The sequence below is a fragment of the Mycolicibacterium sp. XJ1819 genome, from assembly GCF_053483675.1.
This window is the reverse complement of record NZ_JBEFST010000001.1, coordinates 319,146-344,335: the sequence shown is the minus strand read 5'-3', so window position 1 is coordinate 344,335 and position 25,190 is coordinate 319,146. Positions and strand designations below refer to the sequence as shown.

Here is a 25,190-nt window from a genome sequence, read left to right as displayed (position 1 = left end):
TCATGCCGGGCGGGTCAGCCAGAGGTGGTCGGTGGAATCCGGCGGTGCGCCGTGACCGAATGCGACGCCGGTCTGCAGCACCAGGTCGAACGCCTCGGTGCGGATGCGCATGTCGGTGTACTGCAGCACGACGACGCCCGCGGTGAACGGCGCCGTGATGATCTGGCCGATCGCGCTCCCGACGGCCAGCATCACCAGCGACAGCAGCGTGATGACCGCCGACGACCCCGCCACCAGCAGGATCTGTCCGCCGACGCTGAACGGGATCGCCACCGCGGTGGCGATCACCTGGGCGACGATGAACGCGAGCAGTCGGATGCCGAACACTCGCCAGAAGTCTCGTCTGACCAGCTTGAACGATCGTTGGATGGCCGTCAGGACGCCGACGCGTTCCAGCACGATGGCCGCCGGCGCGAAGGTCAACATGGTGGCGAGGTAGACCAGCAGCGCGATCAGGACGAACACCAGTGGAATGCCGAGCACCGCGGCGGCGGCACCGCCCGCCGCGACCGCGATCCAGACCACCAGACCCACGCCCGCGGCGAACAGCAGGACACCGCCGACCGCTTCGAGCAGCGAGAACCCGATCAGCGCCCACAGCCGGCCCCGAAGGCGTTGCCACGCATCGCTGATCGTGATCGGGGCGCCGAACACCGCCCTGCCGACCACGACGGTGAGCAGGCCGCTGAGGATGATCGACGACAGGGCCGTGGCGAAGGCGCCGGCCAGGCTCGATGCCGTCGACCCGAGCACCAGGCCGGGCGGCAGTTCGTCGCCGGTCAACGACGGTTCCAACTGTCCGGCCACCGCGAGCGGGCCGACCGAAAGGACCAGCGCCAGCAGTTGTGCGCACACCACGACGATCGTGGTGAGGCCAAGGGTGGCCTTCGGATTGGCCCGGATGTAGCCGACGGCGCCGTTGAAGATGTCGGTCAGGCTCAGCGGACGAAGCGGGATGACGCCGGGTTTGAGCGCCGCGATGGGCCCAGGTCCGTACCCCGGCGGGGGTCCGTACCAGGGCGGCGGGCCGTAGGCCGGCGGGTAGTACGACGACGGCGGGCCCGCGGGTACCGGCCCGCCGACGTCGTTGCTCATGGCCACCATCCTGTCGATGACCGCCGAAATTGACAACGTTGCGCCCAGCGTCGCAGATCACGGCGGGCGTAGGTTTACGTCATGTCCGAACTCAAAGACCGGCTGCGCGCTGACCTGACCGCCGCGATGAAATCGCAGGACAAACTGCGCACCGCGACGCTGCGGATGCTGCTCGCGGCGATCAGCACCGAGGAGGTGTCGGGCAAACAGTCCCGCGAGTTGTCCGACGCCGAAGTTCTCAAGGTGCTCACCAGAGAGGCCAGGAAGCGCGCGGAATCCGCGGAGATCTACACCCAGCACGGCCGCGGGGAACTGGCGGCCACCGAGCACGCCGAGGCGCGGGTCATCGACGAGTATCTGCCCACCCCGCTCACCGAGGCCGAAGTCGCCGACGTGGTCGACACCGCGATCGCTCAGGTGGCCGAACAGATCGGCGAGCGACCAGGCATCAAGCAGATGGGCCAGGTGATGAAGGCTGCGACCGCGATCGCGGCTGGCAAGGCCGACGGCGCGCGCCTCTCGGCGGCGGTCAAGGCCCGGCTGTAGTCGTTTTCGCCGGTGAGCACCCGGGTATGCAGAAGCCATGACGCGCTTCGGCTACACCCTGATGACCGAGCAGAGTGGACCTAAAGACCTTGTCCGCTACGCCGTTTCGGCAGAGCAGGCGGGGTTCGACTTCGAGGTGTCGTCCGACCACTACTTTCCGTGGCTGTCCGCGCAGGGCCACGCACCCTATGCGTGGTCGGTGCTGGGTGCGGTCGCCCACGCCACCGAACGGGTGGAGTTGTTCACCTACGTCACCTGCCCGACCATGCGCTACCACCCCGCAGTCGTCGCGCAGAAGGCCGCCACCATGCAGATCCTCGCCGACGGCCGGTTCACGCTGGGCCTGGGCAGCGGCGAAAACCTCAACGAGCACGTGGTCGGCAAGCGCTGGCCGACCGTGGCACGACGCCAGGAGATGCTGCGTGAGGCGATCCAGATCATCCGCGAGTTGTTCACCGGTGAGATCGTCGACTGGAAAGGTGAGCACTTCGAGGTGGACTCCGCGCGACTGTGGGACCTGCCCGACATCCCGGTGGCCATCGCGGCGGCGGTCTCCGGCGAGCGGTCCGTCGAGATGTTCGCGCCGCTGGCCGATCACCTGATCGCCGTGGAGCCGAACAGCGACCTCGTCGACGCGTGGCATCAGGCCAGGCGCGCCACCGGACTGCCGGGCGAGGTGCGGGTGGTCGGACAGATCCCGATCTGCTGGGATCCCGACCGCGATGCGGCGGTACGGCGCGCCCACGATCAGTTCCGTTGGTTCGCGGGTGGCTGGGCGGTCAACTCGGATCTGCCGACCACCGCTGGATTCGACGGCGCCACCCAATACGTGCGACCAGAGGATGTGGCCGAAACCATCGCGTGCGGGCCGGATTTGGACGCCATCGTGGATGCGGTCGGCAAGTACTGGGAGGCCGGGTTCACCGATATCGCGATGGTGCAGATCGGTGACGAGAACCAGGAGCTGTTCCTCAACGAGGCGGCGGGTCCGCTGCTGGAGAAGTTGCGGTCGGTATCAGCCTGATCAGTGTTGATCGGTGCGTTTGGCGGGTACGGCCCCGGGTATGCCGCCCTGACCACCCACACAATCAGCCCTGGGAGGCAATAGTGTTCATTCACAACAAGGACCTTCAATTCGAGGTACGCGTCGAGAAGCCAGACCCCCGGTTCGCCACGCTGCTGCAGGAGCAGTTCGGCGGCGCCAACGGCGAACTCAAGGCCGCCATGCAGTACTTCACGCAGGCTTTCGTGCTGCGCCAGAAGAATCCGAAGATGTACGACCTGTTCATGGACATCGCGACCGAGGAGTTCAGCCACCTCGAAATGGTCGGGTCGATGATCACGATGTTGCTCGACGGCCTCAACGACGATCTCAAGATGGCCAACGAACGCTGCGACTGGATGCCCGCCATCGCCAGCCGCGACGGGCGTGAGGACATCATCCACAGCGTCGCGGTCAATCCGCTGTTCTTCGCGCTCAGCGGGGGCGGGCCCGACGTGAAGGACTCCGCGGGAACACCGTGGCAGGGCACCTTCGTCAACGCCAACGGCGACCCCACCGTGGATCTGCGCAGCAACCTGGCCGCCGAATCACGGGCGAAGATCGTCTACGAGTACCTCAAGCAGTTCACCGACGATCCCGGTGTGCAGGACACGCTGACGTTCCTGATGACCCGGGAGGTCGCGCACTTCCAGCAGTTCACCGCCGCACTCAACGAGTTGCCGGTGAACTTCCCGCCCGGGCAGTTGCCCGGCGACGACCGCTTCCAGAACGTGGCGTTCAACATGTCCAACGGCGCGGGATCGGTACGCGGACCGTGGAACGAGGGTCAGGGCCCGTGGCCCGAAGGCATGAAGTGGGATTACGTCGAGAAGCCCGAACAGCAGTGGCTCGGCACCAAGAAGCGGGAGAACAAGGGCGCCCAGCGGTCCCCGGACGGCCAGCCGGCCGTTAAGGGCGAAAAGCCGTTCACCCACGAGCAGCACACCGCCACAACGTGATCCGAAACCCGGAGGCCGGCGCCTTCTCCGGACGTCGGCCCTTCGGGGTGGCTATGTCATCTGGGGGTCGGGCGGGTTGTCGGCCTCGCGGCCGCTGATCACGTCGCGGACGTGGTCGAGCAGTGCGGCACCGGCCCCCATCGTCTTCTGCACCAGGGAGTGCGACGGGGTGTCCGGGTGCGGGCGCGTCGGGGCCACCTTCTTGGCCGCCTCGAGCTTGTCGCCGAGCTTCTCGGAATCCTCCCGGCTGATCGCGGCCTCGAATTTGGGCCAGACGACATTCTGCTCGTAATGGATGTGCTCGCGGCTCACCTTGACGAACTCTGCGAGCGCGTCGTGATAGTCCGGTTCGCCGGGTGAGCCGTCCTCGAGCCGTTGCAGCAGTTCCTTGCTGGCCTGTTCCTGGGCGATCGCCTCGTCGGCCAGCGCGTCGCCGTCTTCGAGGGCGTCTCGTACCGCGGGCCAGAAGAACTGCTCCTCGATCGCCTCGTGCTGGGACTCGGCGATCACCAGGTTTGTCACCATGGTGGCCAGGCCGCTGCTGTGGGCGCCACGTCCGGTGGGAGCGCCGTCGAGCACTTCGAGCATGCCCAGCACGCTCTTGTGGTCCTCACGCAGAAACGTCAACGCGTCCATCGCCCGTGCCCTTTCAGTCGTCGTCTTCTTTTCGGCAGTCCGCTGCGCATACCCCGGGCCGGCCGGTTGAAACGGTGCGCCCGCGGGTAGATCGTTGGGATGCCACGAGGAAAAGCGATCTACGACAACGAAGGTGAGTCCGACGCCGACAAGCCGCGCCCCGGCCCGACCGATCAGGGCCGCGACGGCGGGATGGCGACCAGGGAGAACGCCCCCGACGTCGCCGAGCCCACCGAGGAGCCGACGGCCTAGTCGGCCTCGTCGCCGGCGCGGCCCTGGCGGCTGCGCAAATAGGCGGCCCGCCGAAACTCGCGCAGCCACCGCGGCGCCAACTCGACGTCGTCGTGGCTGTGCAACACCGGATCGAACGCGATGTCCTGACGGCTGGGGTCGACGAAGCGCAGCGTCAGTCGCGCCAGCGGCAGAAACTCCCCGGAGCCCGCGGCCTGCTCGACGTCGAAGACGACGCCTCGGGATGCGATCTGTTCGGCGATGCCCTCGACGGACAACCCGGCGGCGTCGACCTCCGATACCAGCCGGGCGCGCACCCACCATGAGGTGCCGCGATAGCGCAACGGCATGAGGCTGGACAGGCTCAGATCGGACCACGAGGCCACCGGCGCCAGCAGGAAGCGGTTGTCGGCGATCGTCGACGCCAACAGGACATCCCACGGCCCACACGAGCTCAGATCCTGTGGCGGCGGAATGCGCCACGCCAGACCCGCCACATCGGGGACCGCGCCCGGTAGGCCCACGCCCTTGGAGACCCGCGCGATGACATCGCAGGAGGTCATCGGCAAACCCTCGTCGGGGGGCGCCACCCGGTCGAGGACACCCTCCGCGAGCACACCCGCGGGATGGAACAGGCGACGATGCCGAACGGCGGCGCCGAAACGGACGGGCAGAGCCGCGATGTCGGAGATGTCGGAGACGTGCACGCCCACGGAATGCCCACCGGACTGCATCGCAAAACGACAACAGGCGGTTTCGGGGCGCCGAATTGGGGGCATTAATTCACGGCAGTGCTGCGACGGCGCAGCCAAACCTGTCGAAAGGCCGACGTGACAAGCGCATATACCGCCGACCCGAATCCCGTCATCTCCGAACAGGGCGTCTATACCCCACAGGAAGACTCGCAGTTCCTCATCGAGGTGCTGGAGAAAACCGGCCTGGCGCATGGGCGCCGGGTCGCCGATCTGTGCACCGGCAGCGGTGTGGTGGCGATGGCCGCCTGCGCGCAGGACGCCGCCGAGGTCACCGCGTTCGACATCTGCCCGCGGGCGGTGCGGTGTGCGCGCCGCAACGCCGTCGCCGGCGGGTTCGACGCGACGGTGCATCTGGGCTCGTGGGCGCGCGCGGTGGAGTTCGGCCCCTACGACCTGGTGTTGTGCAATCCGCCCTATGTGCCACACGATCCCACCGCCCCCAACGGGGGAGCCTCGCCGCTGCCGTCGACGATCGGCCCGGCGCGTGCTTGGGACGCCGGTTACGACGGGCGGATGGTGCTGGACCCGCTGTGCGAGGCGGTGTCGGATCTGCTGGCGCCCGGCGGCACCCTGTTGCTCGTGCAGTCGGAGTTCGCCGTCCCGCGACAGACCCTGGCCGCGTTGGCCAGCGCCGGTCTGGACGCTGAAGTCGTTGCCTACCAATGGATCCCGTTCGGACCGGTGATGTCGGCGCGCGCGGAGTGGCTGGAGGAGACCGGACGTCTGGAACCGGGCCGCCGCGAGGAGGAACTGCTGGTGATCCGGGCGGACAAGCCATGAACGACAACGACGCGCGGGTGGTCCGGGTGGTTCCGTCCGGTCCGGTGATGGTGCAGGGCCCTGTCCGCATCGAGATGCCCGACGGCAGCGTGGTGGAATCCGACCGGTTCATGGTCGCGATCTGCGCGTGCCGGCGCTCCAAGAACTATCCGTTGTGCGACACCAGCCACCGTTGCAAGCGGCGCGGCGAGCCGTCAGTCAAGCGGCCTGCGTAGCGACGAGACACCTTCTGTCCAGCACTTCATCAGGTGGTCGGCGAGGCGGTTCTCGACGACGTCGCGCGCCCTGATCCCGAACACCACGTCTGGGTCCAGGTGCGGTTCCCGCGTGAGCAGATCACCGACGACGTCGACGCGCACCACCTGTTCGTGCACCGCGTCGGCCTCGACGTGCTCGCGGTAGAACGCCGCGCACGGTTCGGGCGCGCCCATCCGCTCGAGCGCCTCGACGAGGCGGCGCGATCCCGGCGAGGACGTGATCTCGGTCGAGGCGAAGTGCCCGATCGTGGCGCCGCGCAGTTCCCGGTGCAGTCCGAACAGCGACATCAGGTTGACCGAGGCCAACGCTTCGGCGGGCACGTCGTCGAGGTAACGCAGATAGGTGGCGTCCAAGCCGGCGGCCTGCATCAGATCGGCGAACAGCTGCTGGTGAACGTGTTCGCCCCGGCCACCGCCGAATTCGTCGAACTCCACGGCGACGAACGCCGCCTTGGCGTGCCCGGTCAGCCGGGGGATCGCCCAGGCGTGCGGATCGCCCTCCTTGAGGTGATAGAGCGAGCGCTGCACGAAGTACTCGCGCATCTGCTCCCAGTCGCCCTTGTCGCGCAGGTAGTACGACGGGCCTTCGCCGTCGACGGGTTCGACCGAGATCGCGGCCATCTCGGCGGCGGCGGTGTCGTTCGGACCGATGTAGGCGACGTCGCGACGGACTGCGTCGAGAAAGACCTCTTCGAGGCGGCCGCGAAGGTGCAGCAGCGACGGGTTCCACTCCCAGCGGGGGCTGACCCCGGCGAAGCCACGGTAGTGCAGTTCGTAGCAGACGTAGAGGGCGAGCTGCAGGTCGAGGCCGTACGGATCGGCCTCACACAGCGAGACGTCGATGCGCCGCACGTGCATGGCGGGGCGGCCGCGCTGCAGGGTGTCCAGGACCGTCACGCTCAGCGGGCCGACGGGGCGGGGCAGCGCGGGATCCACCCAAGGCGACGAAGCGGGGGACGGCAGTGAAGAAGACAGTGTCACGGGCAGATAGTTCCCCGCCGGGATGCGGGTCAAACCGCCAGGCTGTGCCGGGTAGGCCTTGAAACTTACGACACCGAAAATTATATTCTCCATATCCGCCTGCGTTCGGCGGCGGTGGTTTAGATTTACGCTTCATGGGCAAGTCGGCTTACAGCGCGGTAGGTCGAGGGGGGTTTACATGGTGTACGAACTGGTAGTGATCTATCTGGGCGGGTGGTTCATCGTCACGATCGGGCTGTGTGCGGTGGGCAGGCATCTGGCCGACCGTCGTGCGCCCACCGCGCATCCTTTCGGGCTGAGCTTCTTCGCCGCCGCGCTGTGGCCGGTGCTGCTGCTCGGGATGATGGAGCTGACGTCGGCCGCCGTCTACGCGAGGACCCGGTCTCGGCCCGAACCCAGCGCCGAGGTGCTCGTCTAAAAGTTTTAGGGGGAAGAATCAGCCGGCTGAAACGCCGGCTGATTTCTTTTTCACTGTCGGGGTGGCGGGATTCGAACCCACGACCTCTTCGTCCCGAACTCTACGTCCTGGGCGTTTACAGATACCGACGTTGTTGGCGTTGTTGAAATATGCAGGTCAACGGTGTTGGGGCCGTTGGTGGTGCTGATGGTTGTAGACGCTACTGCGGACGAACTGCGGACGGCACAAATCTGGGCGTCAAGTTGTAGCCGACCGAGGGATCGTTCGCCCGGTGCTCCAAGATCAGCTTGACCTCCATCGCGCGCACCTCGGCGTCGGTGGCCGTGTCCGACTCCCAGAGGATTTCCTTGCGCGCGGTCAGGTCGAGGCGATGCTCAGCGAGGTCGGCGGCGATGCGCTCCTTGGCGCTTGGGCTCCCGAAGTAGGTAATCGATCCGGTGAGGTCCATGCCGACATAGATCTTCCCGTTCGGGTACGTGATCTTGTAGACCTGCTTAGGCCGCGGCATGCTGCAAAAGCGTAGCGACCGGCACCAACGCCGCCGACAACTTCTTAGATGCAGAGAAGTAGGACGTTTTCCAGAGCAGCGTCAGCGGTATCGTCTGCGGTACCGCTCAGCCGAATCGTCGCGGACGGCGGTTGCGAAGTCTAGGCGCTCATCTTGCAGGTAGCCCACCACGCCAAGCGCGGTGGCGAGGGCACCAGCCACCCAGGCCGTCCATGCGAGGTTGTCCCCGGTGAACCCAGCCACCCAGGGCGACAAGAACAGTGCGAATCCCGTGATGGCGAGTGTCAGGAAGTTGTGGGTGGGCTCCGAGGCGAGCAACGACCAAACGGCGACCACGGCGATCATCCCACCCAGACCGATGGTGACTGCGGTTCCTGCTGCCGTCGAGTGGAACGCGATACCCAGAACTACGCTGGCGAGACCGATGATCAGCGCCAGCCGCCCAATCCAGTAACTCCAAGGGTGTCGCAGCCGTTGGCTGTCTCCCAACTCGGTGATGCCGTACTCGGTCGGCATCCGGTCATGCAACCAGGCGAAGCCACCGAGAATTATCGCGAGGCCGCCAGCCACCCAGCACGTCCAGGAGGCCCCCCGGTCGTAGTTGTAGGCGTTGCCCACGAACGGAACAGTGAACATCGCCAGGCCGACGACGACCAAGCCCCAATGATCGGGGGTCCGATTGTGAGCGAGGACGGACAGCGCCCCGAAGAAGGCGATGAATGCGCCGAAGCCGAAGGCGAATCCCTCCCCGACCTGAGTCGAACTGAACGCGAGCGCCGACACCACGGCGCAGACGCCGATGGCAACTGCGGCCCAGCCGATCCAGGTCTTCGAATTCACAAATAATACTTAACACCGTTGTCATCAGAACTCTAGGGCCTTACGGGGGTACCTCTCGCCGTGCTCGCGGTCGGCACGTCGCCGACGGCATCGAACGGCTCATCGGGTGTGTTGAACGCTTCCTCGATCGGCGGCAGTTCGTACTGCTCGAACCAGACACGCCGCGCAGCAAGGTGCCGTTGATACGCGGCCGGCGCGTCGTCGTGGGCGTCCTCACCGGGCTCAAGCCACATGCCGAGATCGAAGATTTGCAGGTGCTCGGGCATGTCGGCGACCGGCTTACTCGGGGCCGGCGGCGGGGCCTTGCGCCAGCTCACGAGTTCACCGCATACACGCCACGAACACCCGCACGGCGCTGATCCGGCCGCCCTGTGTCCTCGCTGGGCAGCCGCAGCGCAGCGGCCAGGCGGGCGACCGCGAGGCGGCCTTGCCTCAGCTCAGCCACGGCGGGATTGAGTTTCGTGCCACCGGATGAGCTCGGGATCATCACACCATCAGCCTTGACCGCGGCGGCCAGGGCGTCGACGAGGTCAATCTGGCGGCACAACTCGACCAGCACCTGAACCTCGGCCGGATCAAAGCCGAACTGGTCGACTATCTCGCGCCACAGCTTGCGGCCACCAGAACCGAGCCCGCCGGGCATACGGGGCTTATCAGCCACCAGGAACCTCCTTGGTTTCCGTCGTTTCAGCTCTCAAGGGAAAGACGTGTCGCAATGCCGTCGAGGGCGATGCGGCGGGGGTCGAGTCCCCTCCCCAGGGTGTTTGGGCTGGTCATGGGGTCCATTTGCGGCGGGTGATGAACGCGGCGCGGCTGCCGGGCGGGAAGTGTGTGCCGTTGCAGCGTTTGCAGGGGCCGAGTGTGCAGCCTTCGGGCAGCTTGAACGGATCGGTGTTGGCTGATGGTCGGCGGGGCTGGACTGGTGTCGTCGTGGTCCTGGTCCTCGTCGACGGCTGGCGGGCGTTGAATGGGTTAGCGCCGGCATCAATGGCGTCTTGGTCGATGTTGTTGGATCGGGCGCGGTTGCAGCGCCTATGGCTACTACGCGCATTCTCTAACGTCTTGCGGCCGCCGTGACTGATTGGCAACACGTGGTCGACCTCGAAACTGTCGGGGTGACCGGCGGGCAACGTGTAGTCGATGGGCTGACCGCAGAAGCAGTCCTCGGCGCGGCGCTTGAGTATGTTCCTGATCTGCCTGTCGGCGTGTTGGTATTGGCGTCGGCCGTGCCGGTCGTATCGGGCTTTCGTCACTGCGCTGCTGTCCTGTCGGTGAGGTGTACTTCAACTGCAGAAGTTCTGGTTCTCCCACTGCAGAAGGTGGTGCCTGCGCCGCCGGGCTCGATCACCGGAGAGTGAGGTCGAGCCCGGCGGGCGGCGCGACAGGCAGGCTCCCCGATCGGGAGAAAGGAGTTAAAACCGGCCGGTCCTGCCGGCCTGCCGCTGCTCATTGGGTTAGACCGCAACGAACCCCATGCCGTGCTCGCGTTCACGTTTCTGCTGGGCCTTGCGCTCGTGCTCGGCGACGAGCGGGGCCAGGGCTTCGAGCTGCTCGTCGATGTTGGGGAACCACAGCCGGCCGCCGCGCTTGAGGCCGTCCAACAGCACCTCGGTGGGTGTGGTGCCGTGACCATGGGCGACTGCCTGCGGGTTGCGCCACCGGGACACGTCGAGGCCGTACGGGCGAACGTCGACACCTTCTGGTGTCAGCGCCAAGTCCCTGATCTGGTACAGCTCTGAGAGTGTCTGCCCGGTGATGCTGGCGTCGGCCAGGAGCCGGGCGTCGTCGGTGCGGCCCTCCCTGATGAGGGTGTCGAGCGGTGCGCCGTCGAGCGCGTTGATCTGTTCGAGGCGGTCGATGCAGTCGTGGGCGTGCCCGGCGAGTTGGGCGTGAATGTTGTCGCGGTCGTCGAGGATCGCCCGCAGCACCTGCACGGCGGCGGCGAGCCGGGCTTGCTCGAACGCGGTGCGGATGCGGTGGGAGCCGAGGTCGTCGAGGACCAGGGCATCGAGCTGCTCGCGCGTTGCGCCGGCCACGATCGCGTCGCGCAGTGCCTGCGGGTGTGGCTCGGGCGGTTTCTCGGCCTCGATGCGGTCGAGGTTGTTGACGGCGTCAAGCACCTGGGCGTCGAGCTGCACGTCGAACCCGTCGAGGTCGGCGAGTAGCTTGCGGGCGCGGAATGGTGCACCGTCGAGGCGGTTCCATGCCATTAGTGTTGTCTCCGTTCAGTTCTGGCGTGAGCCGTTGCCGTACTGCCTGAGCGCGGCCGCAGCGGATTCCTTGGTGGCCTTGCCCTTTCGGTCAGCACCTCGGGCGCGCCGCAATGCCCTGGCGGCGCGTTCCTTCGGGTCCGTGGACTCTGGCGGCGGCCTGAGTCGGGCGAGCAGCACGTCCACGTCTTGTTCGGACATGTCCGCGATCGCCTGCTCAGCGGCCGGGTCGAGCTGTGTCATGCATCAATCTCCTTGTGGGGTTTCATGTCTCGAATCGTGCGAACCGGGAACCACCAGCGTCCGTTGATCTGACGGCCGTCGAGGCTGCGTCGGCGACGCCACACAGCGCGCGGGCTGATCCCGAGAAGCTCTGCGGCCTGTCCGCTTCCGATCCATGCTTCTGATTCTCCCGAAAGGTCTACGCGCGACTGGCATGTAGATTCCTCGACACCTGTTGTGTGGTGGATGGTTTCGAGGCGGCGTAGCAGCGCGAGGATCAAGGCCGGGACGGGGCGGCCGGCGGCTGCGTGTCCACGCCGGTAGGCGTCGACGGCGTGCAGCGCGGCGCGTACCTCGTCACGGTTCAGCTCGACGGCGGTCACGATGCTGCCTCGGCGGCTTGCTGCTCGGGCGTCGCGCGGGCCGGGCTGATTGTCCTGCTGTCGATGTAGAAGGTTGCGCGGCGTTCTCCATCGGCGAGGGTGACTTGGCGGCGCGGGGTGCGGCGGCGGCCGCGCTCAGTGTGGGTGACGGGGCGCAGGATGCGGCCGCCGCGCCAGCCGTTGGCGTACCGGCGCACTGACCGGACACGGCCCCGGCCGTCGACCTGATACAGGCCCTCCCAGCCGGGAATGTCGGCCCATCCGTCGCTGTTCTCGGTCTCCGTGTTCATCACGATGCCCTCATTGGGTGCACCAGCGTCGGCCACGAGCGCCGATATAAGCCGCCACGTACGTCGACCCTCGTCCTGACACCACTGGCGGCAGCGCCGGCCACAGACGAAAGCATCGCCTGCTCTTGCGGTGTCGGTGGCCTCGTGAAGGTCGGGACGCCGATCCAGTGGGCGCGGTCGCGGTCTCGGCGTTCCTGTAGGCGTTCGATGCGGCTGCGGGGGTCGAGCAGTCCTGCGATGCCGACGCGGGCGAGGTGCGCGGCGCGGGACAACGGCGGCGGGGCGTCGTGGTCCCGGTCCTCGACGACGCCGAGCGAGGAGGAGAACTGAGTGTCAGTCATGCGTGGGGTGTTCCTTCGGTTGAGTGGCTGACAGAACTGACAGAACTGACAGAACCTCGAGGACGGCATTGAGTTCTGTCAGTTCTGTCAGTTCTGTCATGGCGTCATGCGGTCGTGTCGATGACGCGGTAACGAGGTGACGGTGGCCGACCACCGGCGGCCCGGTCCTGCTCCTGATCCAGCGGGATGAGGTAGCCGTGCTCGACGAGCCGGTCGACGGCCGCTAGAACGTCCTGCTTCGTCTTGAGGCGCTGCGCGGCGCGCTGCATGTCACGCAACGACACCTCGGCCGCCCCGATCGCCTGCACGCGGTCGAGTAGATAGCGGGCGTCGCGGGTCACCGGATCGGCGCCCATTTCGGCGAACGTGTTGATCGCGCTCGCCTTGAAGTAGTCGCCGATGCGGGCGGCCGCCAACACGGTCTCGGCCGTGACGGCCTTGCGGTAGCCATGCTCGGGGCCGTGCTCGGCCAGGTGCAGAATCCCGGCGATGCGGGCGACAGCGCCCACGTATTTGGCTCCCCAATCGGCCAGGGCGGCGAGTTCCCCGTTACCGGCGAGGGTGGGCTCCACGGCGGTCTCGATCGCCTGCACGGCCACTTGAGCCTTGTCGGTGAGGGTGAGCACTGCGGGGTCACCGGACCAGCCGACCAGCCCGCGCGCCAGTGCCTCGACGACGTTGCCGTAGGCGTTCTTCGTGTCGTCGCTGACGGGTGGCGGCGCGATCTGGCGGTGTCCGACCATCGACACCGGCGCGGAGTACAGGAACCGGGCGAGTAGGCCCCGGCCGCGAAACTCCGCGTTGCTGGCGATCGCCGTCAACACTTGCGGCTGAATCATCAGGCCAAGCGTCAACGCCGGCCGCGGAACGTACTCGGGCGGGCGGCCTTTACGGTCCACCTTCATCGGGTCGCCGGCGTGACCCTTGAGCCACAAGTCCATGTTGATCGTCTTGCTGTACCGCCCGGCGATCATGTCGAAGATGCCGCCCTCGGCGCTGACGATCGCAAGGCGGCCGCCGTGGTCGGCGAGCAGCGAACCGGCGGCCTCGGGTGTCACGTCGTCGGCGACGAGCCGGGGAATCGGTGGGACGGTGATGGATTCGGCCAACTGCGCGGCGCTGATCGCGTCGGCGATCGCCTTGTCTTTGTCGTCGGCGATCGACGCCTGCGCGCGGGCCCGCTCGGCGTCCTTCACGGCGATTTGCTTGCGGGTGTCAGCTTCGAGCAGCGCGCCGGCCCCGGCCTCGGCCAACGCGGCCTCGACGTTGAGGATTGGCCGCAGCATCGAAAGTTGAACGGATGACTTGCGTTCGCCGGGCCCGGCGATCGTCGCGGTGTACAGGTTCAGCGGTTCGCGCCAGCCGGGCCGCACCTCGATCTCGGCGTGGCCGCCGGTGCACGCTGACAGCGCCGACAGTGCGCTCGTGCCGGCCATCGCGGGATCGGTTTGGGTTGCCTCGGCGACAGCGCGCACCATGTCGGCGATCGGCGCGGGCATCGAGTCGATCGGGAACGGTGGCAGCTCGACCACGCGCGCCAACGGAATCGGGCCGTCGTCGGTGCCGGGCTGGTGCCCGTTGACGCCGTGGTGCTCGGCCTCGTCGAGGGCCGGCGCTGGCGAGATTTCGTTGAACTGCGGAATCGTCATGGTGTGGTGCTTGCCTTTCCGGCGAGTTGGCGGGCTGCGGTGCTCATGTCGCCGTGATGGTTGAGAATTGCATAAGCGTGAAACTTGCTGTGCCCGTGTCGGTCTCCCGTTTCGGTCACATCGAACGGGGTATTCGGCGAGTAGACGTAGAGCCGGCCGCCTCGGACGGACGCCGATGTGGCGCTGGTCGCGGTCGGATGTAGCCAACGCGAGTTGTCGCTGTCACCGTCGCCGCCGACGAGCCGCCAACCGTGCGGTTCGAGAACCTCAGGCCATGTGGTGTTCGCGTTGAACTTCTCGACGATCGACGAGCCAGTGTTAAAGAATCCGCGCGGCCTCGTGGTCCTGGTCCTCGACGACGGGACCGGCTGCGGTGGCTGAGGTGTCAGTGCTCGCGTGAGCCAGCCGGGCATCGGGCGGATGCGGCCCTTGACGATCGTGTACGGCTTGCCGCTGACGGGGTGAATCGACGGTGGCAGCACGACATAGCCGGTCTCGTGGGTCTTTACGTCGATGCCGGCGAGCAGCTTGCTCGACAGCTTCACGCCGGGCGGCTTGGCGAACCAGTAGTGGCGGCCGCCGTCGCCGCGTCCACTGACCGAGCCGAACACCTCCGGCAACGGGCCGTGACGGCGCTCAAGCTCGGCGAGGGCCTTGTCGCCGCCGTGACGCGGGTCAATGTCGACGACGACTACGTTCTCGGGTACGCGGCCGCCGATGTTCAAACCGCGGAACCGTCCCGACCACCACGAGACCACCGTGGCTAGGTCTGTGGTGGCGTCGAGGAATCCATGCCGCAGTACGGGACTCTTGTCGGGCTTGACCGGCATCACCGGGACGCCGCGCAGCGCCCACAGGACTGCCCAAGTGCCTATGTCGGTGGCGTCGACCACGTGGGCGTTGAGCATTTTGATCGAAGTGGCCTCGGCGATGAGCAGCGCGGCGTGTTCGAAAGCGCCGCCGTCGGGGGCGGGCGCTAGGCTGGGCATTCTGGTTTCTCCTGTTCTCGTTCAACAGGCGGGGCGGGGTTGATATGCGAAGCGCCGGGATGCTGGTCCCGGCGCTTCCGCGTTCTCTAACTGGCCTGCTGGTGAGCGGCACCGCCTCGTCCGGTGGCCTGCTCCTGGGCAGTGATCCAGCGTTCGACTTCATCCCGGCGGTACACGACGCGGCGGCCAAGCGTGAAGCTGGCCGGGCCGGTGTCGGCGTGTCTCCAATAGCGCAGGGTCGCGGCTGGAATGCCTGTCTGTTCGGAAACAGCCCTGGTGTCTAGGTACTCGCACATGGCGCAACAACCTCCCGTTGTTGATTGGTTACAACAAAAAAGAGTACAACATGAACGTGTTGTCGAGACACAACGCAGCGTTGTAGCGTTGGCGGTATGGAGGATGAGGTCGAGTTCGACAAGCTCGTGGGCTCAAACGTGCAGAAGTACCGGAGAGCGAAAGGTATGTCTCAGTCCGAGCTAGCTGCGGAGATGAGCGAGGGCGGCGAGCACGTACATCAGCAGACGATTCAGAAGATCGAGAAGGGCACTCGGCCGCTCAAGTATTCAGAAGCGGTGCGGATATGTCGCGCGTTGTGGATCGGCATTGCGCAGTTGTCGGACGGGGCGGGACGCGCGGCGGCCAATGCTCGTTACCTCGAACGGTTCGCAGTTCTTAACCAGATGTCGGCCGAGCTGGGCGATTTTGCGCGTCGTCTAGTTCCGGTATTGGTCGACCTCGCCGAGCTGGTCGCGTTGGAGAGTGGCGACAGCGAGGCGACGGGTCATGTCCGCAATTCAGCCGAGACGTGGCTTCGGGAGAACTGGGGGAAGAATCTCAACAACCAGATACTTGAGGAACTACGGGTACACCCCGATTTGGCTGAGCTTCCAGAGGAACTTAATGCCTCTACGTATGGCGAAGTCCTGAAACGCTTTTCGGCGGTCACGTGGGAGCGGGAACGCCCCGCAGATGTTGGAGCTGATGACGATGCCTCAGAGGCGTAACCGCCGGGCCGGCGTCGAGGACCGCTGGACAAAAACCGTTCGAGATGCCGAAGGCAACGCACAGACGGTACCCAGCGCCACCCACGGCAAGGGCAAGCGTTGGCGCGCAAGGTATGTCGACAGCGACGGCCGCGAGGTCTGCAAGGGTTTCGCCCGCAAGGTCGACGCTCAGAAGTGGCTGGACAACGTCACGTCAACCATCGTCACCGGCACTTATGTAGCGCCCGGCGCGGGCGCGGCGACGGTCGGCGCGATGCACAAGCAATGGCTCGGCACCTTCGGCCACTTGAAGGCGACGACGGTCGCGGCCCGCCGGTCGGCCTGGTCGACCCACGTACGCGATGCCTGGGAATCGGTTCCGGTCGGCGAAGTTCAGACATCCGCCGTGAGGGCATGGGTGGCCGACCTGGCGTCCGACGGTGCCGCCGCTCCAACGATCGAGACTGCGCTCGGTGTGCTCCGCATGGTCCTGGGCCTCGCGGTGGAGGACCGGCGCATACCGCGAAACCCGTGCGACGGTGTGAAAGCACCACCACGCCAGCACAACCAACGGGCCTACCTGACCCACCAGCAGGTCGACGAGCTCGTCTCGGCAATGGCGCGCGACGGGCTCGTGGTCCGGTTCCTTGCCTACACCGGTTTGCGATACGGGGAAATGGCGGCCCTAACCGTCGCAGACTTCGACATGCTGCGGCGGCGGTTGAACGTGCGCCGGTCGGTGAGCGAGGTAGAGGGCAAGTTGGTGTGGGGGACGCCGAAAACCCACGAGCGCCGATCGGTGCCGTTCCCGCGGTTCCTGGCCGACGATCTTGCTCAGCGGATGGAGGGGAAGCGGCGAGACGATCTGGTGTTCACCGCACCGGGCGGCGGGGTGCTCAGAATCAACACATTCCGAACCCGAGTGTTCGACGTTGCCGTGAACAAGCTGCGCGCACTCGACGACGACGGGAATCCCACAACGGAATGGCCGCGACCAACACTCAACGACCTACGGCACACCGCGGCCTCGCTCGGAATCAGCGCCGGGGCCAATGTGAAGGCGGTGCAGACGATGCTCGGGCACAAGTCCGCGGCGCTCACGCTGGACACGTACGCCGATCTGTTTCCTGACGATCTCGAAGCGGTTGCGGACGCCCTCGACGCTGCCGTGCGGAAGCTGCGCGAATCTGCTGCGGACGCACTGCGGACGGATGCCGTTTCGGACTCCTGACGTGACAAGGCCCTGACCGCGTATCTGCTAGTCAGGGCCTTGTTTTCGCAGTCGGGGTGGCGGGATTCGAACCCACGACCTCTTCGTCCCGAACGAAGCGCGCTACCAAGCTGCGCCACACCCCGCATGAAGCCACGACAGCGTATCGCACCGGCGGGTGGCGAAGCCAAACGCCGTGACACGGCGCGGGATGGTCTGAGGTGTCGGTGGCGTTATGCACACTGACGGCAGTAACCGCAACAGTGAGGCATCAAAATGACTGGGCTCGGAGCGTCCATCTACCTCGGCTTCTTCGCCTTGGCTGTGCTCTGGCTGTTCCTGACCTCTGACGGGCCGCTGACCGGTGAGCACGACGATCAGGGCCAGCGCCCCGACCGCTCGAACTCGGCCAGGGTGCCGGTGAATTCCGAGGGGTCGAGTTCCTGGCTGGTCAGCCACTCGTCGCAGAAGTAGGTGTCGGTGTAGCGGTCGCCGCTGTCGGCGATCAGGGTCACCACCGACCCGCTGCGACGCTGCGCGATCATCTCGGCCAGTAGGCCGAACGCGCCCCACAGATTCGTTCCGGTGGACGGTCCGACCCGGCGTCCCAGCACCTCGCTGGCATGCCAGGCGGCCGCCACCGACGCGCTGTCGGGCACCATCACCATCCGGTCGACGACGTCGGGCAGAAACGACGGCTCCACCCGCGGACGCCCGATGCCCTCGATGCGCGACGACACGTCGGTGACGATGTCGCTGCGGCGCTGCGCGTAGGCCGGAAAGAACGCCGAGTTCTCCGGGTCCACGACACACAACCGGGTCGCGTGCCGGCGGTAGCGGATGAACCGGCCGATGGTGGCGCTGGTGCCGCCGGTGCCCGCACCGACCACGATCCACTCGGGCACGGGGTGGGTCTCGTCGCGCATCTGCTCGAAGATCGACTCGGCGATGTTGTTGTTACCGCGCCAGTCGGTGGCGCACTCGGCGTTGGTGAACTGGTCGAGATAATGACCGCCCGTCTCGGCGGCCAGCCGCTCGGCCTCCGCGTACACCTCGGCGGATTCGTCCACGAAATGACAACGGCCGCCTTGGGATTCGATCAGTGCGATCTTCGATGGACTTGTCGACGACGGCATCACCGCGATGAACGGCAACCCCAGCATCGCCGCGAAGTACGCCTCGGACACCGCCGTCGACCCGGACGACGCCTCGATGACGGTGGTGTTTTCCTCGATCCGGCCGTTGCACAGCCCGTAGAGGAACAGCGACCGCGCCAGCCGGTGCTTGAGGCTGCCGGTGATGTGGGTGGTCTCGTCCTTGAGGTACAGCTGCACGTCGACCCCGTGCGACCAGCCGCCGGGCAGCGGGTAGCGCAGCAGGTGAGTGTCAGCGCTGCGGCGGGCGTCGGCCTCGATCAGCCGGACCGCGTTGTCCACCCACGAGCGTGGCTGGCTACGCGTGACGGTGGAGGCCTTCTCGGTCACCGCACGGAGACGCTCGGGTGGGACTGGCCCTCCCGGATGCCGGCGTCGTGGCCGCCGATCGGCGCCGCCACCAGCGTCAGCAACGTGGCCTCGGGGCGGCAGCAGAATCGCACCGGCGCATACGGCGAGGTGCCGATGCCGGCCGAGACGTGCAACTGCATCCGCGCGCCCCACCGCGACGGGCCCTTGACCCGGGAGCGGTCGATTTCGCAGTTGGTGACCAGCGCGCCGTAGAAGGGCAGGCACAGCTGGCCCCCGTGGGTATGGCCGGCCATCACCAGCTGATAGCCGTCGGCGGCGAACCGGTCGAGGACGCGCGGCTCCGGCGAGTGCGTCAGACCCAGGCTCAGATCGGCTGCGGCGGTGGGCGGTCCGGAGATGGTGTCGTAGCGGTTCCGCGACAGGTGTGGGTCGTCCACACCGGCCACGGCCAGGCGCAGCCCGCCGACCTCGAGTTCGCGGCGGGTGTGGGTCATGTCCAGCCAGCCACGTTCGGTGAAGGCCGCCCGCAGGTCCTGCCAGGGCAGCGGTTCACCGTGGATCCGGTGTCCGGGCTTGGTCAGGTAGTTCAGCGGGTTCTTGGGCCGCGGAGCGAAGTAGTCGTTGCTGCCGAACACGAAGACACCGGGCAGCGCCAGCAGGTCGCCGAGCGCCTGCACCACCGCGGGCACGGCCTTCGGATGCGACAGGTTGTCGCCGGTGTTGACCACCAGGTCGGGTTCCCAGCGGGCCAGTTCGCGCAGCCAGTTCTGCTTACGGCGCTGCGTGGGCCGCATGTGGATGTCGCTGATGTGCAGCACCTTCAACGGGGAGGAGCCCGGCGAGAGCACCGGCATCGTCAGTTCGCGCACCACGAACGCGTTGCGTTCGATCAGCGACGCATAACCGACCCCGGCCGCGAGCGAGCCGGCGGCGATGGCCGCGGAGTGCTTGAGGACCGACGAACGCGCAGACATAGAGCAAAGCCTACTGCCAGTCAACTCGATCCCGCGATCTCACCGCGGTCACCGTGGGCAACCGCACACCGGCATCACGGCGGCGGGGGCGGCGGCGGTGCGGGAGGTGGCGGCGCGCCGGGGGGCGGCGCGGGTGGCGGCGGTGGGCCCAGCACCGGCACGGTGATCGGCGGTAGGCCGGGAATCTGCACGACGGTCTCGCCGACGGGCACGGGCAGTCCCGGGATGGGCGAGCCGGCCGGCGGCGGTGGTGGGGCCGGTGGAATGCCGTTGGAGACCTGGATCGTGATGATCGACCCCGGGACGGTCTGGCCCGTAGGGGAGGTGCCGACGACCGCGCCGGAGGGCGCCGAACTGTTCACCGGGGTGGTCTCGTTGGCCACCTCGAACCCGGCGTCACGCAGTCGCTGCCGTGCCGTGTCCACCTTCAGGCCCGACACGCTGGGCACCTTGGAGCCCGGCGCACCGTCGACGTAGCGCGGATCGGTGGGTGGCAGCGTGACGTCGCCGAAGTTGGTGGCGATCGGCTTCATCGCGGTGAACCAGGTCCGGGCCGGCTCGTTGCCGCCGAACAGGTTGCCCTCACTGCCGCACTGGCGCAGCGGATACGAGCACAGTGAGCCCGGCGCGGTGGAGTCGTCGTAGATGTAGTTGGCGGCCGCGTACTGGTTGGTGAAGCCCACGAAGCTCGCCGACCGGCTGGCCTCGGTCGTCCCGGTCTTACCGGACATCGGCAGGTCGCCCCAGCCCGCCGCACCCGCGGCCCCGGCCGCGGTGCCCGCGCCGGTGTCGTCCTTGCTCATCGCGTTGGCCAGCGTGTTGGCCAATCCCTCGGGCACGGCCTGCTCGCAGGTCTCGGTGGTCACCGAGACGGGCTCGCCGTCGCGGTCGATGACCTCGGCGATCGGGTTGGGCGGGCACCACACGCCACCCGAGGCCAGCGTGGCCGCGACGTTGGACAGCTCCAGTGCGTTGACCTCGATCGGGCCCAGCGTGAACGAGCCGAGATTCTGGCGTTTGACGAAGTCCGCGAGGCTTTCGTTGCTCTCCGGGTCGTAGTCGCGCGCGGTGCCGGGCAGGGCGTAGGACCGCAGTCCCAGCCGGACCGCCATGTCGACGGTGCGCTGCACGCCGACCTGCGAGATCAGCTTGGCGAAGGCGGTGTTGGGCGAGGTGGCCAGCGCGTCGGTGACGTTCATGCTGCCGCGGTAGTTGCCCGAGTTCTGCACACACCAGGTGGCCGGCGGGCAGCCACGCGCGCCGCCGCTGCCCAGCCCCTTGGCCTGGAAGCGGGCCGGGGCGTCCAGTTGGGCGTTGATGCCCATGCCCATGTCCATCGCGGCGGCCACGGTGAAGATCTTGAACACCGAGCCGGCGCCGTCGCCGACCAGGGAGAACGGCTGCGGCTGCATGGTCTCGCCGGCCTCGGTGTTCAACCCGTAGGTCCGGTTGCTGGCCATCGCGAGCACCGGATGGGACTCCTTGCCCGGTTTGATCACGCTCATCACGCTGGCCACCCCGTCGAGATCGGCGTCGGCGAACTGGTTGATCGCGTTCTTCACCGGAATCTGCACATCGGGGTCGAGCGTGGTGCGGATCAGGTAGCCGCCCCTGGCTACCTGCTCCTTGCTGATACCCGCCCGGGCCAGGTACTCCAGCGCGTAGTCGCAGAAGAACGCGCGGTCTCCGGCGGCGATGCATCCGCGCGGCAGTTCCTTGGGTTGCGGCAGGATGCCCAGCGGCTTCTCCTTGGCCGCGCGCAGCGCCTCGGCTTCGTCGGGGATGTTCTCGATCATGGTGTCCAGCACGAGGTTGCGTCGTGCCAGGGCGCCCTCGGGGTTGGTGTAGGGGTTCAGCGTGCTGGTGGACTGGACCATGCCGGCCAGCAGCGCGGCCTGCTCCCAGTTCAACTCCGAGGCATCGACGCCGAAGTACGTCTGGGCGGCATCCTGCACGCCGAACGCGCCGTTGCCGAACGACACCAGGTTCAGATATCGGGTGAGGATCTCGGGTTTGGTGAACGTCTTGTCGAGGGTGAGCGCCATCCGGATTTCGCGCAGTTTGCGCGCCGGCGTGGTTTCGATCGCGGCGCGCCGTTCGGCGTCGGTCTGCGCGACCACCAGCAATTGGTAGTTCTTCACGTACTGCTGCTCGAGGGTCGACCCGCCGCGGGTGTCGAGGTTGCCCGACAGGTAACCCGACAGGCCGGTCAGCGTGCCCTGCCAGTCCACCCCGTTGTGCTCGGCGAAGCGCTTGTCCTCGATCGAGACGATCGCCAGCTTCATCGTGTTGGCGATCTTGTCGCTGGGCACCTCGAACCGGCGCTGCGAGTACAGCCAGGCGATGACGTTGCCCTTGGCGTCGACCATCGTCGACACCTGCGGCACCTCGCCCTCCACCAACTGCGCCGAACCGTTGGCGACCACGTCGGAAGCCCGGTTGGAGATCAGGCCGAAGCCGCCCACCACCGGAAACAGCAGCGCCGCGACGAGCACGGCGGCCAGCAGGCAGCACCAGGCAAGCTTGATGACCGTGACCGTCGGCGGAGGTGCAGGCGGAGGTCGGTCAGGCGGGCGCTCCGTCATGCGTACAGAGTAACGAGCGAACTCCCGGCGCAAACTGGCAGTTCCAGACGCTCGGTTGCCAGGCCCGGGGGCGAGGCTTCGACCTGCGCCGGACCTGCACCGCCGTCAATTTCTGGGTCTGACGGCACGGTCGTCCCAAAAAAGGCCGTTCGCACGTATTGCGCAAACACGTCGTGACCACCTAAGTTATCCACACGGTGCGATACAGATCACACTGACCCCCCGCACTGTGGCGTATATCGCATGCGCGGTTTACGCCGGAGGAGTACGCCGCGGTTGGTGCGGCTGGGAACGAAGGGATCGCTGGTGTCAGGTACGAGACCCGCTTCGCGCAGGACATTGACCTCTTCTGCTCACGGTGTTGTTCATGGTGCGGAGGCGGAAGCCCGCATCGCCTGGGTGTCCCAGGCCCGCTGCCGTCAGGCCGATCCCGACGAACTGTTCGTACGCGGCGCCGCGCAGCGCAAGGCCGCGGTGATCTGCCGGCATTGCCCGGTGATTCTGGAATGCGGTGCCGACGCACTCGACAACCGCGTCGAGTTCGGCGTGTGGGGCGGCATGACCGAACGTCAGCGCCGTGCGCTGCTCAAGCAGCACCCCGAGGTGGTTTCCTGGGCCGACTTCTTCGCCGCCCAGCGCAAACACCGCAACGCGGTCTGATCCGGTTATACCGAGGAGGTCTCGCCGGTGATCTGATCTGCGATGGCGCGCAGCGCCTCCAGGTCGGAGACGTCGAAGGGCAGCGACGGCACCCCCACGATCGACACGTGCGGATTGGCGCCGGTGAACCGTGACAACAACCTGACCTCGCGCTTGGCCGTCATCGCCCGGTCGGCGTGAATCCGCAGCACCGCCGCGGTCAACGAACCCGGCGCGGTCGCCTCGATCTCGTCGGCCGCCTCGGCGGCCTTGTCGGCATGCAGGTCACACAGCGTGGGGTGGGTGCGGTTGAGGATCAGGCCCGCCAGCGGCATGCGCTCCTCGGACAGTCGATCGACGAAGAACGACGCCTCCCGCAGCGCGTCGGGTTCGGCGGCCGACACCACCACGAACTGGGTGCCGCGGCGCTTGAGCAATTCGTAGGTGCGGTCCGCCTTCTCCCGGAACCCACCGAAGGTCGCATCGAGTGATTGCACGAAACTGGCTGCGTCACCGAGCATCTGGGAACCGAGCACGGTCGACAGCGCCTTCATCGCCAGACCGACCGCCCCGGTCACCAAGCGCCCGAAGCCGCGGCTGGGCGCCAGCAGCAGCCGCCACAGCCGGCTGTCCATGAAGCTGCCGAGCCGTTTGGGCGCGTCGAGGAAGTCCAGCGCGTTGCGTGACGGAGGAGTGTCGACCACGACGAGGTCCCATTTGTCTTGCGCCAGAAGCTGTCCCAGCTTCTCCATCGCCATGTATTCCTGTGTGCCCGCGAGCGAGGTGGCGACGGTCTGATAGAACTGGTTGTCCAGAATCGCGTCCGCCCGACCGGGACCGGAGTACTGGATCACCATCTCGTCGAAGGTGCGGCGCATGTCGAGCATCATCGCGTGCAGCTCACCGCGAACCTCCGGGGCCAGCGGCACCCGTTGCGGTGTGTTGCCGAGGTCGCTGATGCCGAGGGCCTGAGCCAGTCGCTTGGCCGGGTCGATCGTCAGGACCACGACGGTGCGCCCGTATTCGGCCGCGCGCAACGCCATCGCGGCCGCGGTGGTGGTCTTGCCGACACCGCCTGCGCCGCAGCACACCACCACTCGGTTGGAGGTGTCGGCCAGTACGGCGCCCATGTCGAGGGCCGGTGGTGTGGTGCTCATCGGACCCCCTGGCGTTCCAGTTCTTCGGCAAGTTCGTACAGGCTGCCCAGATCCACCCCGTCGGCGATCTGGGGCAACTCCAGCCGTGCCACGTCCAGCTCGTCCAACTGCTCGGCGCTCTCGGTGCGGGCACGAATCCGGGTGGCGTGTTGGATGGTCTCGGTGAGCAGACCGGCGAAATCACTGTCGGACAACGTGATTCCGACCTCGGCAAGACCGGCCCGTACCGCGTCGGCGTCGATGTCGCCCTCGGCGGCCTTGGCCAGATCCTCCGGCGACAGGTATGCGGGGATGTTGCGGTTGACGATGACGCTGCCGATCGGCAGGTCCAGTTCGCGCAACTCGTCGATAGCCTCCAACGTCTCCTGGACCGGCAGCGCCTCGAGCAGGGTGACCAGATGGATGGTGGTCAGGTCCGAGTGCAACACCTTGACCACGCTTTCGGCCTGGGAGTGCACCGGGCCGCCCTTGGCCAACTCCGAGACCGCCTTGGTCACGTCGAGGAACCGGGCGATCCGCCCGGTCGGCGGTGAGTCGACGACGATCGCGTCGTAGACCGGTTGCTTGCCCTTCTCCGCGCGGGTGACGATTTCGCGGATCTTGCCGGTGAGCAGCACGTCGCGCAGGCCCGGCGCGATGGTGGTGGCGAACTCGACGGCGCCGATCCGGCGCATCGCACGGCCCGCGAGGCCCAGGTTGTAGAACATGTCGAGGTATTCGAGGAAGGCCGCCTCGGTGTCGATGGCCAGCGCGTTGACCTGTCCACCACCGTCGGCGGTCGCGATCTTGACCTCTTCATAGGGCAGCGGCGGCACGTCGAAGAGTTGGGCGATGCCTTGGCGCCCTTCGACTTCCACCAACAGCACTTTGCGGCCACCAGCAGCCAGGGCCAGCGCCAACGAAGCGGCGACGGTGGACTTTCCGGTGCCGCCTTTGCCGGTGACGAAGTGCAGGCGTGCCTTCGTCAGGCGCGACGGCCAGCCGAGCGTGATTCGGCCGCTAGGGGTGGTAGCCACCAGAGCATGCTAACCAAGCCCGGTTGCG

General features: G+C 67.0%; 32 protein-coding genes and 1 tRNA gene. 10 read left to right on the top strand and 23 right to left on the bottom strand.

Features of this window, described 5'->3' with window-relative positions:
• On the bottom strand, window positions 1–1,095 hold the full coding sequence (locus ABQE89_RS01730; RefSeq protein WP_448413476.1) for a DUF7847 domain-containing protein: 1,095 nt from the start codon (window positions 1,093–1,095) through the stop codon (window positions 1–3).
• 81 nt (window positions 1,096–1,176) lie between these two features.
• Here ABQE89_RS01730 and ABQE89_RS01725 point away from each other — a divergent pair, with 81 nt between their 5' ends.
• The 3 genes from ABQE89_RS01725 (at window position 1,177) to ABQE89_RS01715 (ending at window position 3,642) form a co-directional block, all read left to right on the top strand.
• Entirely contained in the window at window positions 1,177–1,641 is a 465-nt protein-coding gene (locus ABQE89_RS01725; protein WP_448413474.1) for a GatB/YqeY domain-containing protein, read from the top strand.
• A gap of 37 nt (window positions 1,642–1,678) precedes the next feature.
• The gene (locus tag ABQE89_RS01720; protein WP_448413472.1) at window positions 1,679–2,665 is read left to right on the top strand and encodes an LLM class F420-dependent oxidoreductase; all 987 of its coding nucleotides are present in this window, start codon (window positions 1,679–1,681) and stop codon (window positions 2,663–2,665) included.
• 83 nt (window positions 2,666–2,748) lie between these two features.
• Window positions 2,749–3,642, top strand: a complete 894-nt coding sequence (locus ABQE89_RS01715; RefSeq protein WP_448413470.1) for a manganese catalase family protein — start codon at window positions 2,749–2,751, stop codon at window positions 3,640–3,642.
• 51 nt (window positions 3,643–3,693) lie between these two features.
• Here ABQE89_RS01715 and ABQE89_RS01710 read toward each other — a convergent pair whose 3' ends face one another.
• Window positions 3,694–4,278, bottom strand: a complete 585-nt coding sequence (locus ABQE89_RS01710) for a hemerythrin domain-containing protein (protein WP_448413468.1) — start codon at window positions 4,276–4,278, stop codon at window positions 3,694–3,696.
• Between the two features lie 99 nt (window positions 4,279–4,377).
• Here ABQE89_RS01710 and ABQE89_RS01705 point away from each other — a divergent pair, with 99 nt between their 5' ends.
• Window positions 4,378–4,530, top strand: a complete 153-nt coding sequence (locus ABQE89_RS01705) for a hypothetical protein (protein WP_448413466.1) — start codon at window positions 4,378–4,380, stop codon at window positions 4,528–4,530.
• Here ABQE89_RS01705 and ABQE89_RS01700 read toward each other — a convergent pair.
• Window positions 4,527–5,243: a phosphodiesterase gene (locus tag ABQE89_RS01700; RefSeq protein WP_448413463.1), complete on the bottom strand. Its 717-nt coding sequence runs from the start codon at window positions 5,241–5,243 to the stop codon at window positions 4,527–4,529. The genes ABQE89_RS01705 and ABQE89_RS01700 overlap by 4 nt on opposite strands.
• A gap of 96 nt (window positions 5,244–5,339) precedes the next feature.
• Here ABQE89_RS01700 and ABQE89_RS01695 point away from each other — a divergent pair, with 96 nt between their 5' ends.
• Entirely contained in the window at window positions 5,340–6,044 is a 705-nt protein-coding gene (locus tag ABQE89_RS01695) for a HemK2/MTQ2 family protein methyltransferase (RefSeq protein WP_448413461.1), read from the top strand.
• On the top strand, window positions 6,041–6,259 hold the full coding sequence (locus ABQE89_RS01690) for a CDGSH iron-sulfur domain-containing protein (RefSeq protein WP_448413459.1): 219 nt from the start codon (window positions 6,041–6,043) through the stop codon (window positions 6,257–6,259). The genes ABQE89_RS01695 and ABQE89_RS01690 overlap by 4 nt, the downstream gene beginning before the upstream one ends.
• On the opposite strand, the gene ABQE89_RS01685 is transcribed toward ABQE89_RS01690, so the two are convergent.
• A complete protein-coding gene (locus ABQE89_RS01685) occupies window positions 6,239–7,282 on the bottom strand; it encodes an iron-containing redox enzyme family protein (protein ID WP_448413457.1) in 1,044 nt (347 codons plus the stop codon). The genes ABQE89_RS01690 and ABQE89_RS01685 overlap by 21 nt on opposite strands.
• A 178-nt stretch (window positions 7,283–7,460) precedes the next feature.
• Here ABQE89_RS01685 and ABQE89_RS01680 point away from each other — a divergent pair, with 178 nt between their 5' ends.
• A complete protein-coding gene (locus ABQE89_RS01680; RefSeq protein WP_448413455.1) occupies window positions 7,461–7,700 on the top strand; it encodes a hypothetical protein in 240 nt (79 codons plus the stop codon).
• A gap of 199 nt (window positions 7,701–7,899) precedes the next feature.
• Here the strand turns inward: ABQE89_RS01680 and ABQE89_RS01675 are convergent, their stop codons facing one another.
• The 13 genes from ABQE89_RS01675 to ABQE89_RS01615 all read right to left on the bottom strand — a co-directional run bounded on the left by ABQE89_RS01675 (window position 7,900) and on the right by ABQE89_RS01615 (window position 15,428).
• Window positions 7,900–8,208, bottom strand: a complete 309-nt coding sequence (locus ABQE89_RS01675) for a GIY-YIG nuclease family protein (protein ID WP_448413453.1) — start codon at window positions 8,206–8,208, stop codon at window positions 7,900–7,902.
• Between the two features lie 81 nt (window positions 8,209–8,289).
• Window positions 8,290–8,994 (bottom strand): SPW repeat domain-containing protein, encoded by a 705-nt coding sequence (locus tag ABQE89_RS01670; protein WP_448413451.1) that lies wholly within the window; start codon window positions 8,992–8,994, stop codon window positions 8,290–8,292.
• A gap of 86 nt (window positions 8,995–9,080) precedes the next feature.
• Window positions 9,081–9,365: a hypothetical protein gene (locus ABQE89_RS01665; RefSeq protein WP_448413449.1), complete on the bottom strand. Its 285-nt coding sequence runs from the start codon at window positions 9,363–9,365 to the stop codon at window positions 9,081–9,083.
• Window positions 9,362–9,709, bottom strand: coding sequence for a P27 family phage terminase small subunit (locus ABQE89_RS01660; RefSeq protein ID WP_448413447.1), 348 nt, complete (start codon window positions 9,707–9,709; stop codon window positions 9,362–9,364). Before ABQE89_RS01660 ends, ABQE89_RS01665 begins: the two co-directional genes overlap by 4 nt.
• 112 nt (window positions 9,710–9,821) lie before the next feature.
• The gene (locus tag ABQE89_RS01655) at window positions 9,822–10,301 is read right to left on the bottom strand and encodes an HNH endonuclease (RefSeq protein WP_448413445.1); all 480 of its coding nucleotides are present in this window, start codon (window positions 10,299–10,301) and stop codon (window positions 9,822–9,824) included.
• A gap of 201 nt (window positions 10,302–10,502) precedes the next feature.
• Complete coding sequence (locus ABQE89_RS01650; protein WP_448413443.1) at window positions 10,503–11,258, bottom strand: hypothetical protein; 756 nt, start codon at window positions 11,256–11,258, stop codon at window positions 10,503–10,505.
• A gap of 15 nt (window positions 11,259–11,273) precedes the next feature.
• Window positions 11,274–11,501, bottom strand: coding sequence for a hypothetical protein (locus tag ABQE89_RS01645; RefSeq protein WP_448413441.1), 228 nt, complete (start codon window positions 11,499–11,501; stop codon window positions 11,274–11,276).
• On the bottom strand, window positions 11,498–11,863 hold the full coding sequence (locus ABQE89_RS01640) for a helix-turn-helix domain-containing protein (RefSeq protein ID WP_448413439.1): 366 nt from the start codon (window positions 11,861–11,863) through the stop codon (window positions 11,498–11,500). The genes ABQE89_RS01645 and ABQE89_RS01640 overlap by 4 nt, the downstream gene beginning before the upstream one ends.
• A complete protein-coding gene (locus tag ABQE89_RS01635; RefSeq protein WP_448413437.1) occupies window positions 11,860–12,153 on the bottom strand; it encodes an NUMOD4 domain-containing protein in 294 nt (97 codons plus the stop codon). Before ABQE89_RS01635 ends, ABQE89_RS01640 begins: the two co-directional genes overlap by 4 nt.
• On the bottom strand, window positions 12,153–12,494 hold the full coding sequence (locus tag ABQE89_RS01630) for a hypothetical protein (protein WP_448413435.1): 342 nt from the start codon (window positions 12,492–12,494) through the stop codon (window positions 12,153–12,155). The genes ABQE89_RS01635 and ABQE89_RS01630 overlap by 1 nt, the downstream gene beginning before the upstream one ends.
• Before the next feature lie 104 nt (window positions 12,495–12,598).
• Window positions 12,599–14,143 (bottom strand): YfjI family protein, encoded by a 1,545-nt coding sequence (locus tag ABQE89_RS01625; RefSeq protein ID WP_448413433.1) that lies wholly within the window; start codon window positions 14,141–14,143, stop codon window positions 12,599–12,601.
• Window positions 14,140–15,132 (bottom strand): bifunctional DNA primase/polymerase, encoded by a 993-nt coding sequence (locus tag ABQE89_RS01620; protein ID WP_448413431.1) that lies wholly within the window; start codon window positions 15,130–15,132, stop codon window positions 14,140–14,142. The genes ABQE89_RS01625 and ABQE89_RS01620 overlap by 4 nt, the downstream gene beginning before the upstream one ends.
• Window positions 15,133–15,218: 86 nt before the next feature.
• Window positions 15,219–15,428, bottom strand: coding sequence for a helix-turn-helix transcriptional regulator (locus ABQE89_RS01615; RefSeq protein ID WP_448413428.1), 210 nt, complete (start codon window positions 15,426–15,428; stop codon window positions 15,219–15,221).
• 96 nt (window positions 15,429–15,524) lie between these two features.
• Between ABQE89_RS01615 and ABQE89_RS01610 the strand changes: the two genes are divergently transcribed.
• A complete protein-coding gene (locus tag ABQE89_RS01610; RefSeq protein WP_448413426.1) occupies window positions 15,525–16,136 on the top strand; it encodes a helix-turn-helix domain-containing protein in 612 nt (203 codons plus the stop codon).
• Window positions 16,114–17,346: a tyrosine-type recombinase/integrase gene (locus ABQE89_RS01605; RefSeq protein WP_448413424.1), complete on the top strand. Its 1,233-nt coding sequence runs from the start codon at window positions 16,114–16,116 to the stop codon at window positions 17,344–17,346. Before ABQE89_RS01610 ends, ABQE89_RS01605 begins: the two co-directional genes overlap by 23 nt.
• Before the next feature lie 51 nt (window positions 17,347–17,397).
• Here the strand turns inward: ABQE89_RS01605 and ABQE89_RS01600 are convergent.
• The 4 genes from ABQE89_RS01600 to ponA2 all read right to left on the bottom strand — a co-directional run bounded on the left by ABQE89_RS01600 (window position 17,398) and on the right by ponA2 (window position 22,350).
• Window positions 17,398–17,471: transfer RNA gene (locus ABQE89_RS01600), tRNA-Pro, on the bottom strand.
• A gap of 231 nt (window positions 17,472–17,702) precedes the next feature.
• The gene (locus ABQE89_RS01595; RefSeq protein WP_448413422.1) at window positions 17,703–18,809 is read right to left on the bottom strand and encodes an L-cysteine desulfhydrase Cds1; all 1,107 of its coding nucleotides are present in this window, start codon (window positions 18,807–18,809) and stop codon (window positions 17,703–17,705) included.
• Window positions 18,806–19,765, bottom strand: a complete 960-nt coding sequence (locus ABQE89_RS01590; RefSeq protein ID WP_448413420.1) for a metallophosphoesterase — start codon at window positions 19,763–19,765, stop codon at window positions 18,806–18,808. Before ABQE89_RS01590 ends, ABQE89_RS01595 begins: the two co-directional genes overlap by 4 nt.
• Window positions 19,766–19,839: 74 nt before the next feature.
• Window positions 19,840–22,350 (bottom strand): transglycosylase/D,D-transpeptidase PonA2, encoded by a 2,511-nt coding sequence (ponA2, locus tag ABQE89_RS01585; RefSeq protein ID WP_448413418.1) that lies wholly within the window; start codon window positions 22,348–22,350, stop codon window positions 19,840–19,842.
• Window positions 22,351–22,656: 306 nt separating this feature from the next.
• Between ponA2 and ABQE89_RS01580 the strand changes: the two genes are divergently transcribed.
• Complete coding sequence (locus ABQE89_RS01580) at window positions 22,657–23,010, top strand: WhiB family transcriptional regulator (RefSeq protein WP_448413575.1); 354 nt, start codon at window positions 22,657–22,659, stop codon at window positions 23,008–23,010.
• Between the two features lie 5 nt (window positions 23,011–23,015).
• Here the strand turns inward: ABQE89_RS01580 and ABQE89_RS01575 are convergent, their stop codons facing one another.
• Both ABQE89_RS01575 and ABQE89_RS01570 read right to left on the bottom strand, forming a co-directional pair.
• On the bottom strand, window positions 23,016–24,146 hold the full coding sequence (locus ABQE89_RS01575; protein WP_448413416.1) for an ATPase BagB: 1,131 nt from the start codon (window positions 24,144–24,146) through the stop codon (window positions 23,016–23,018).
• Window positions 24,143–25,162, bottom strand: a complete 1,020-nt coding sequence (locus ABQE89_RS01570; protein ID WP_448413414.1) for an ATPase BagA — start codon at window positions 25,160–25,162, stop codon at window positions 24,143–24,145. Before ABQE89_RS01570 ends, ABQE89_RS01575 begins: the two co-directional genes overlap by 4 nt.
• Between the last annotated feature and the right edge of the window lie 28 nt (window positions 25,163–25,190).

Excerpts from the sequence above, each read along its gene's own strand:
- ABQE89_RS01730 (WP_448413476.1), bottom strand. The coding sequence starts at position 1,095 with ATGAGCAACGACGTCGGCGGGCCGGTACCCGCGGGCCCGCCGTCGTCG.
- ABQE89_RS01725 (WP_448413474.1), top strand. The coding sequence starts at position 1,177 with ATGTCCGAACTCAAAGACCGGCTGCGCGCTGACCTGACCGCCGCGATG.
- ABQE89_RS01720 (WP_448413472.1), top strand. The coding sequence starts at position 1,679 with ATGACGCGCTTCGGCTACACCCTGATGACCGAGCAGAGTGGACCTAAA.
- ABQE89_RS01710 (WP_448413468.1), bottom strand. The coding sequence starts at position 4,278 with ATGGACGCGTTGACGTTTCTGCGTGAGGACCACAAGAGCGTGCTGGGC.
- ABQE89_RS01705 (WP_448413466.1), top strand. The coding sequence starts at position 4,378 with ATGCCACGAGGAAAAGCGATCTACGACAACGAAGGTGAGTCCGACGCC.
- ABQE89_RS01700 (WP_448413463.1), bottom strand. The coding sequence starts at position 5,243 with ATGCAGTCCGGTGGGCATTCCGTGGGCGTGCACGTCTCCGACATCTCC.
- ABQE89_RS01690 (WP_448413459.1), top strand. The coding sequence starts at position 6,041 with ATGAACGACAACGACGCGCGGGTGGTCCGGGTGGTTCCGTCCGGTCCG.
- ABQE89_RS01680 (WP_448413455.1), top strand. The coding sequence starts at position 7,461 with ATGGTGTACGAACTGGTAGTGATCTATCTGGGCGGGTGGTTCATCGTC.
- ABQE89_RS01675 (WP_448413453.1), bottom strand. The coding sequence starts at position 8,208 with ATGCCGCGGCCTAAGCAGGTCTACAAGATCACGTACCCGAACGGGAAG.
- ABQE89_RS01650 (WP_448413443.1), bottom strand. The coding sequence starts at position 11,258 with ATGGCATGGAACCGCCTCGACGGTGCACCATTCCGCGCCCGCAAGCTA.
- ABQE89_RS01645 (WP_448413441.1), bottom strand. The coding sequence starts at position 11,501 with ATGACACAGCTCGACCCGGCCGCTGAGCAGGCGATCGCGGACATGTCC.
- ABQE89_RS01635 (WP_448413437.1), bottom strand. The coding sequence starts at position 12,153 with ATGAACACGGAGACCGAGAACAGCGACGGATGGGCCGACATTCCCGGC.
- ABQE89_RS01630 (WP_448413435.1), bottom strand. The coding sequence starts at position 12,494 with ATGACTGACACTCAGTTCTCCTCCTCGCTCGGCGTCGTCGAGGACCGG.
- ABQE89_RS01625 (WP_448413433.1), bottom strand. The coding sequence starts at position 14,143 with ATGACGATTCCGCAGTTCAACGAAATCTCGCCAGCGCCGGCCCTCGAC.
- ABQE89_RS01620 (WP_448413431.1), bottom strand. The coding sequence starts at position 15,132 with ATGCCCAGCCTAGCGCCCGCCCCCGACGGCGGCGCTTTCGAACACGCC.
- ABQE89_RS01615 (WP_448413428.1), bottom strand. The coding sequence starts at position 15,428 with ATGTGCGAGTACCTAGACACCAGGGCTGTTTCCGAACAGACAGGCATT.
- ABQE89_RS01610 (WP_448413426.1), top strand. The coding sequence starts at position 15,525 with ATGGAGGATGAGGTCGAGTTCGACAAGCTCGTGGGCTCAAACGTGCAG.
- ABQE89_RS01605 (WP_448413424.1), top strand. The coding sequence starts at position 16,114 with ATGACGATGCCTCAGAGGCGTAACCGCCGGGCCGGCGTCGAGGACCGC.
- ABQE89_RS01590 (WP_448413420.1), bottom strand. The coding sequence starts at position 19,765 with ATGTCTGCGCGTTCGTCGGTCCTCAAGCACTCCGCGGCCATCGCCGCC.
- ponA2 (WP_448413418.1), bottom strand. The coding sequence starts at position 22,350 with ATGACGGAGCGCCCGCCTGACCGACCTCCGCCTGCACCTCCGCCGACG.
- ABQE89_RS01575 (WP_448413416.1), bottom strand. The coding sequence starts at position 24,146 with ATGAGCACCACACCACCGGCCCTCGACATGGGCGCCGTACTGGCCGAC.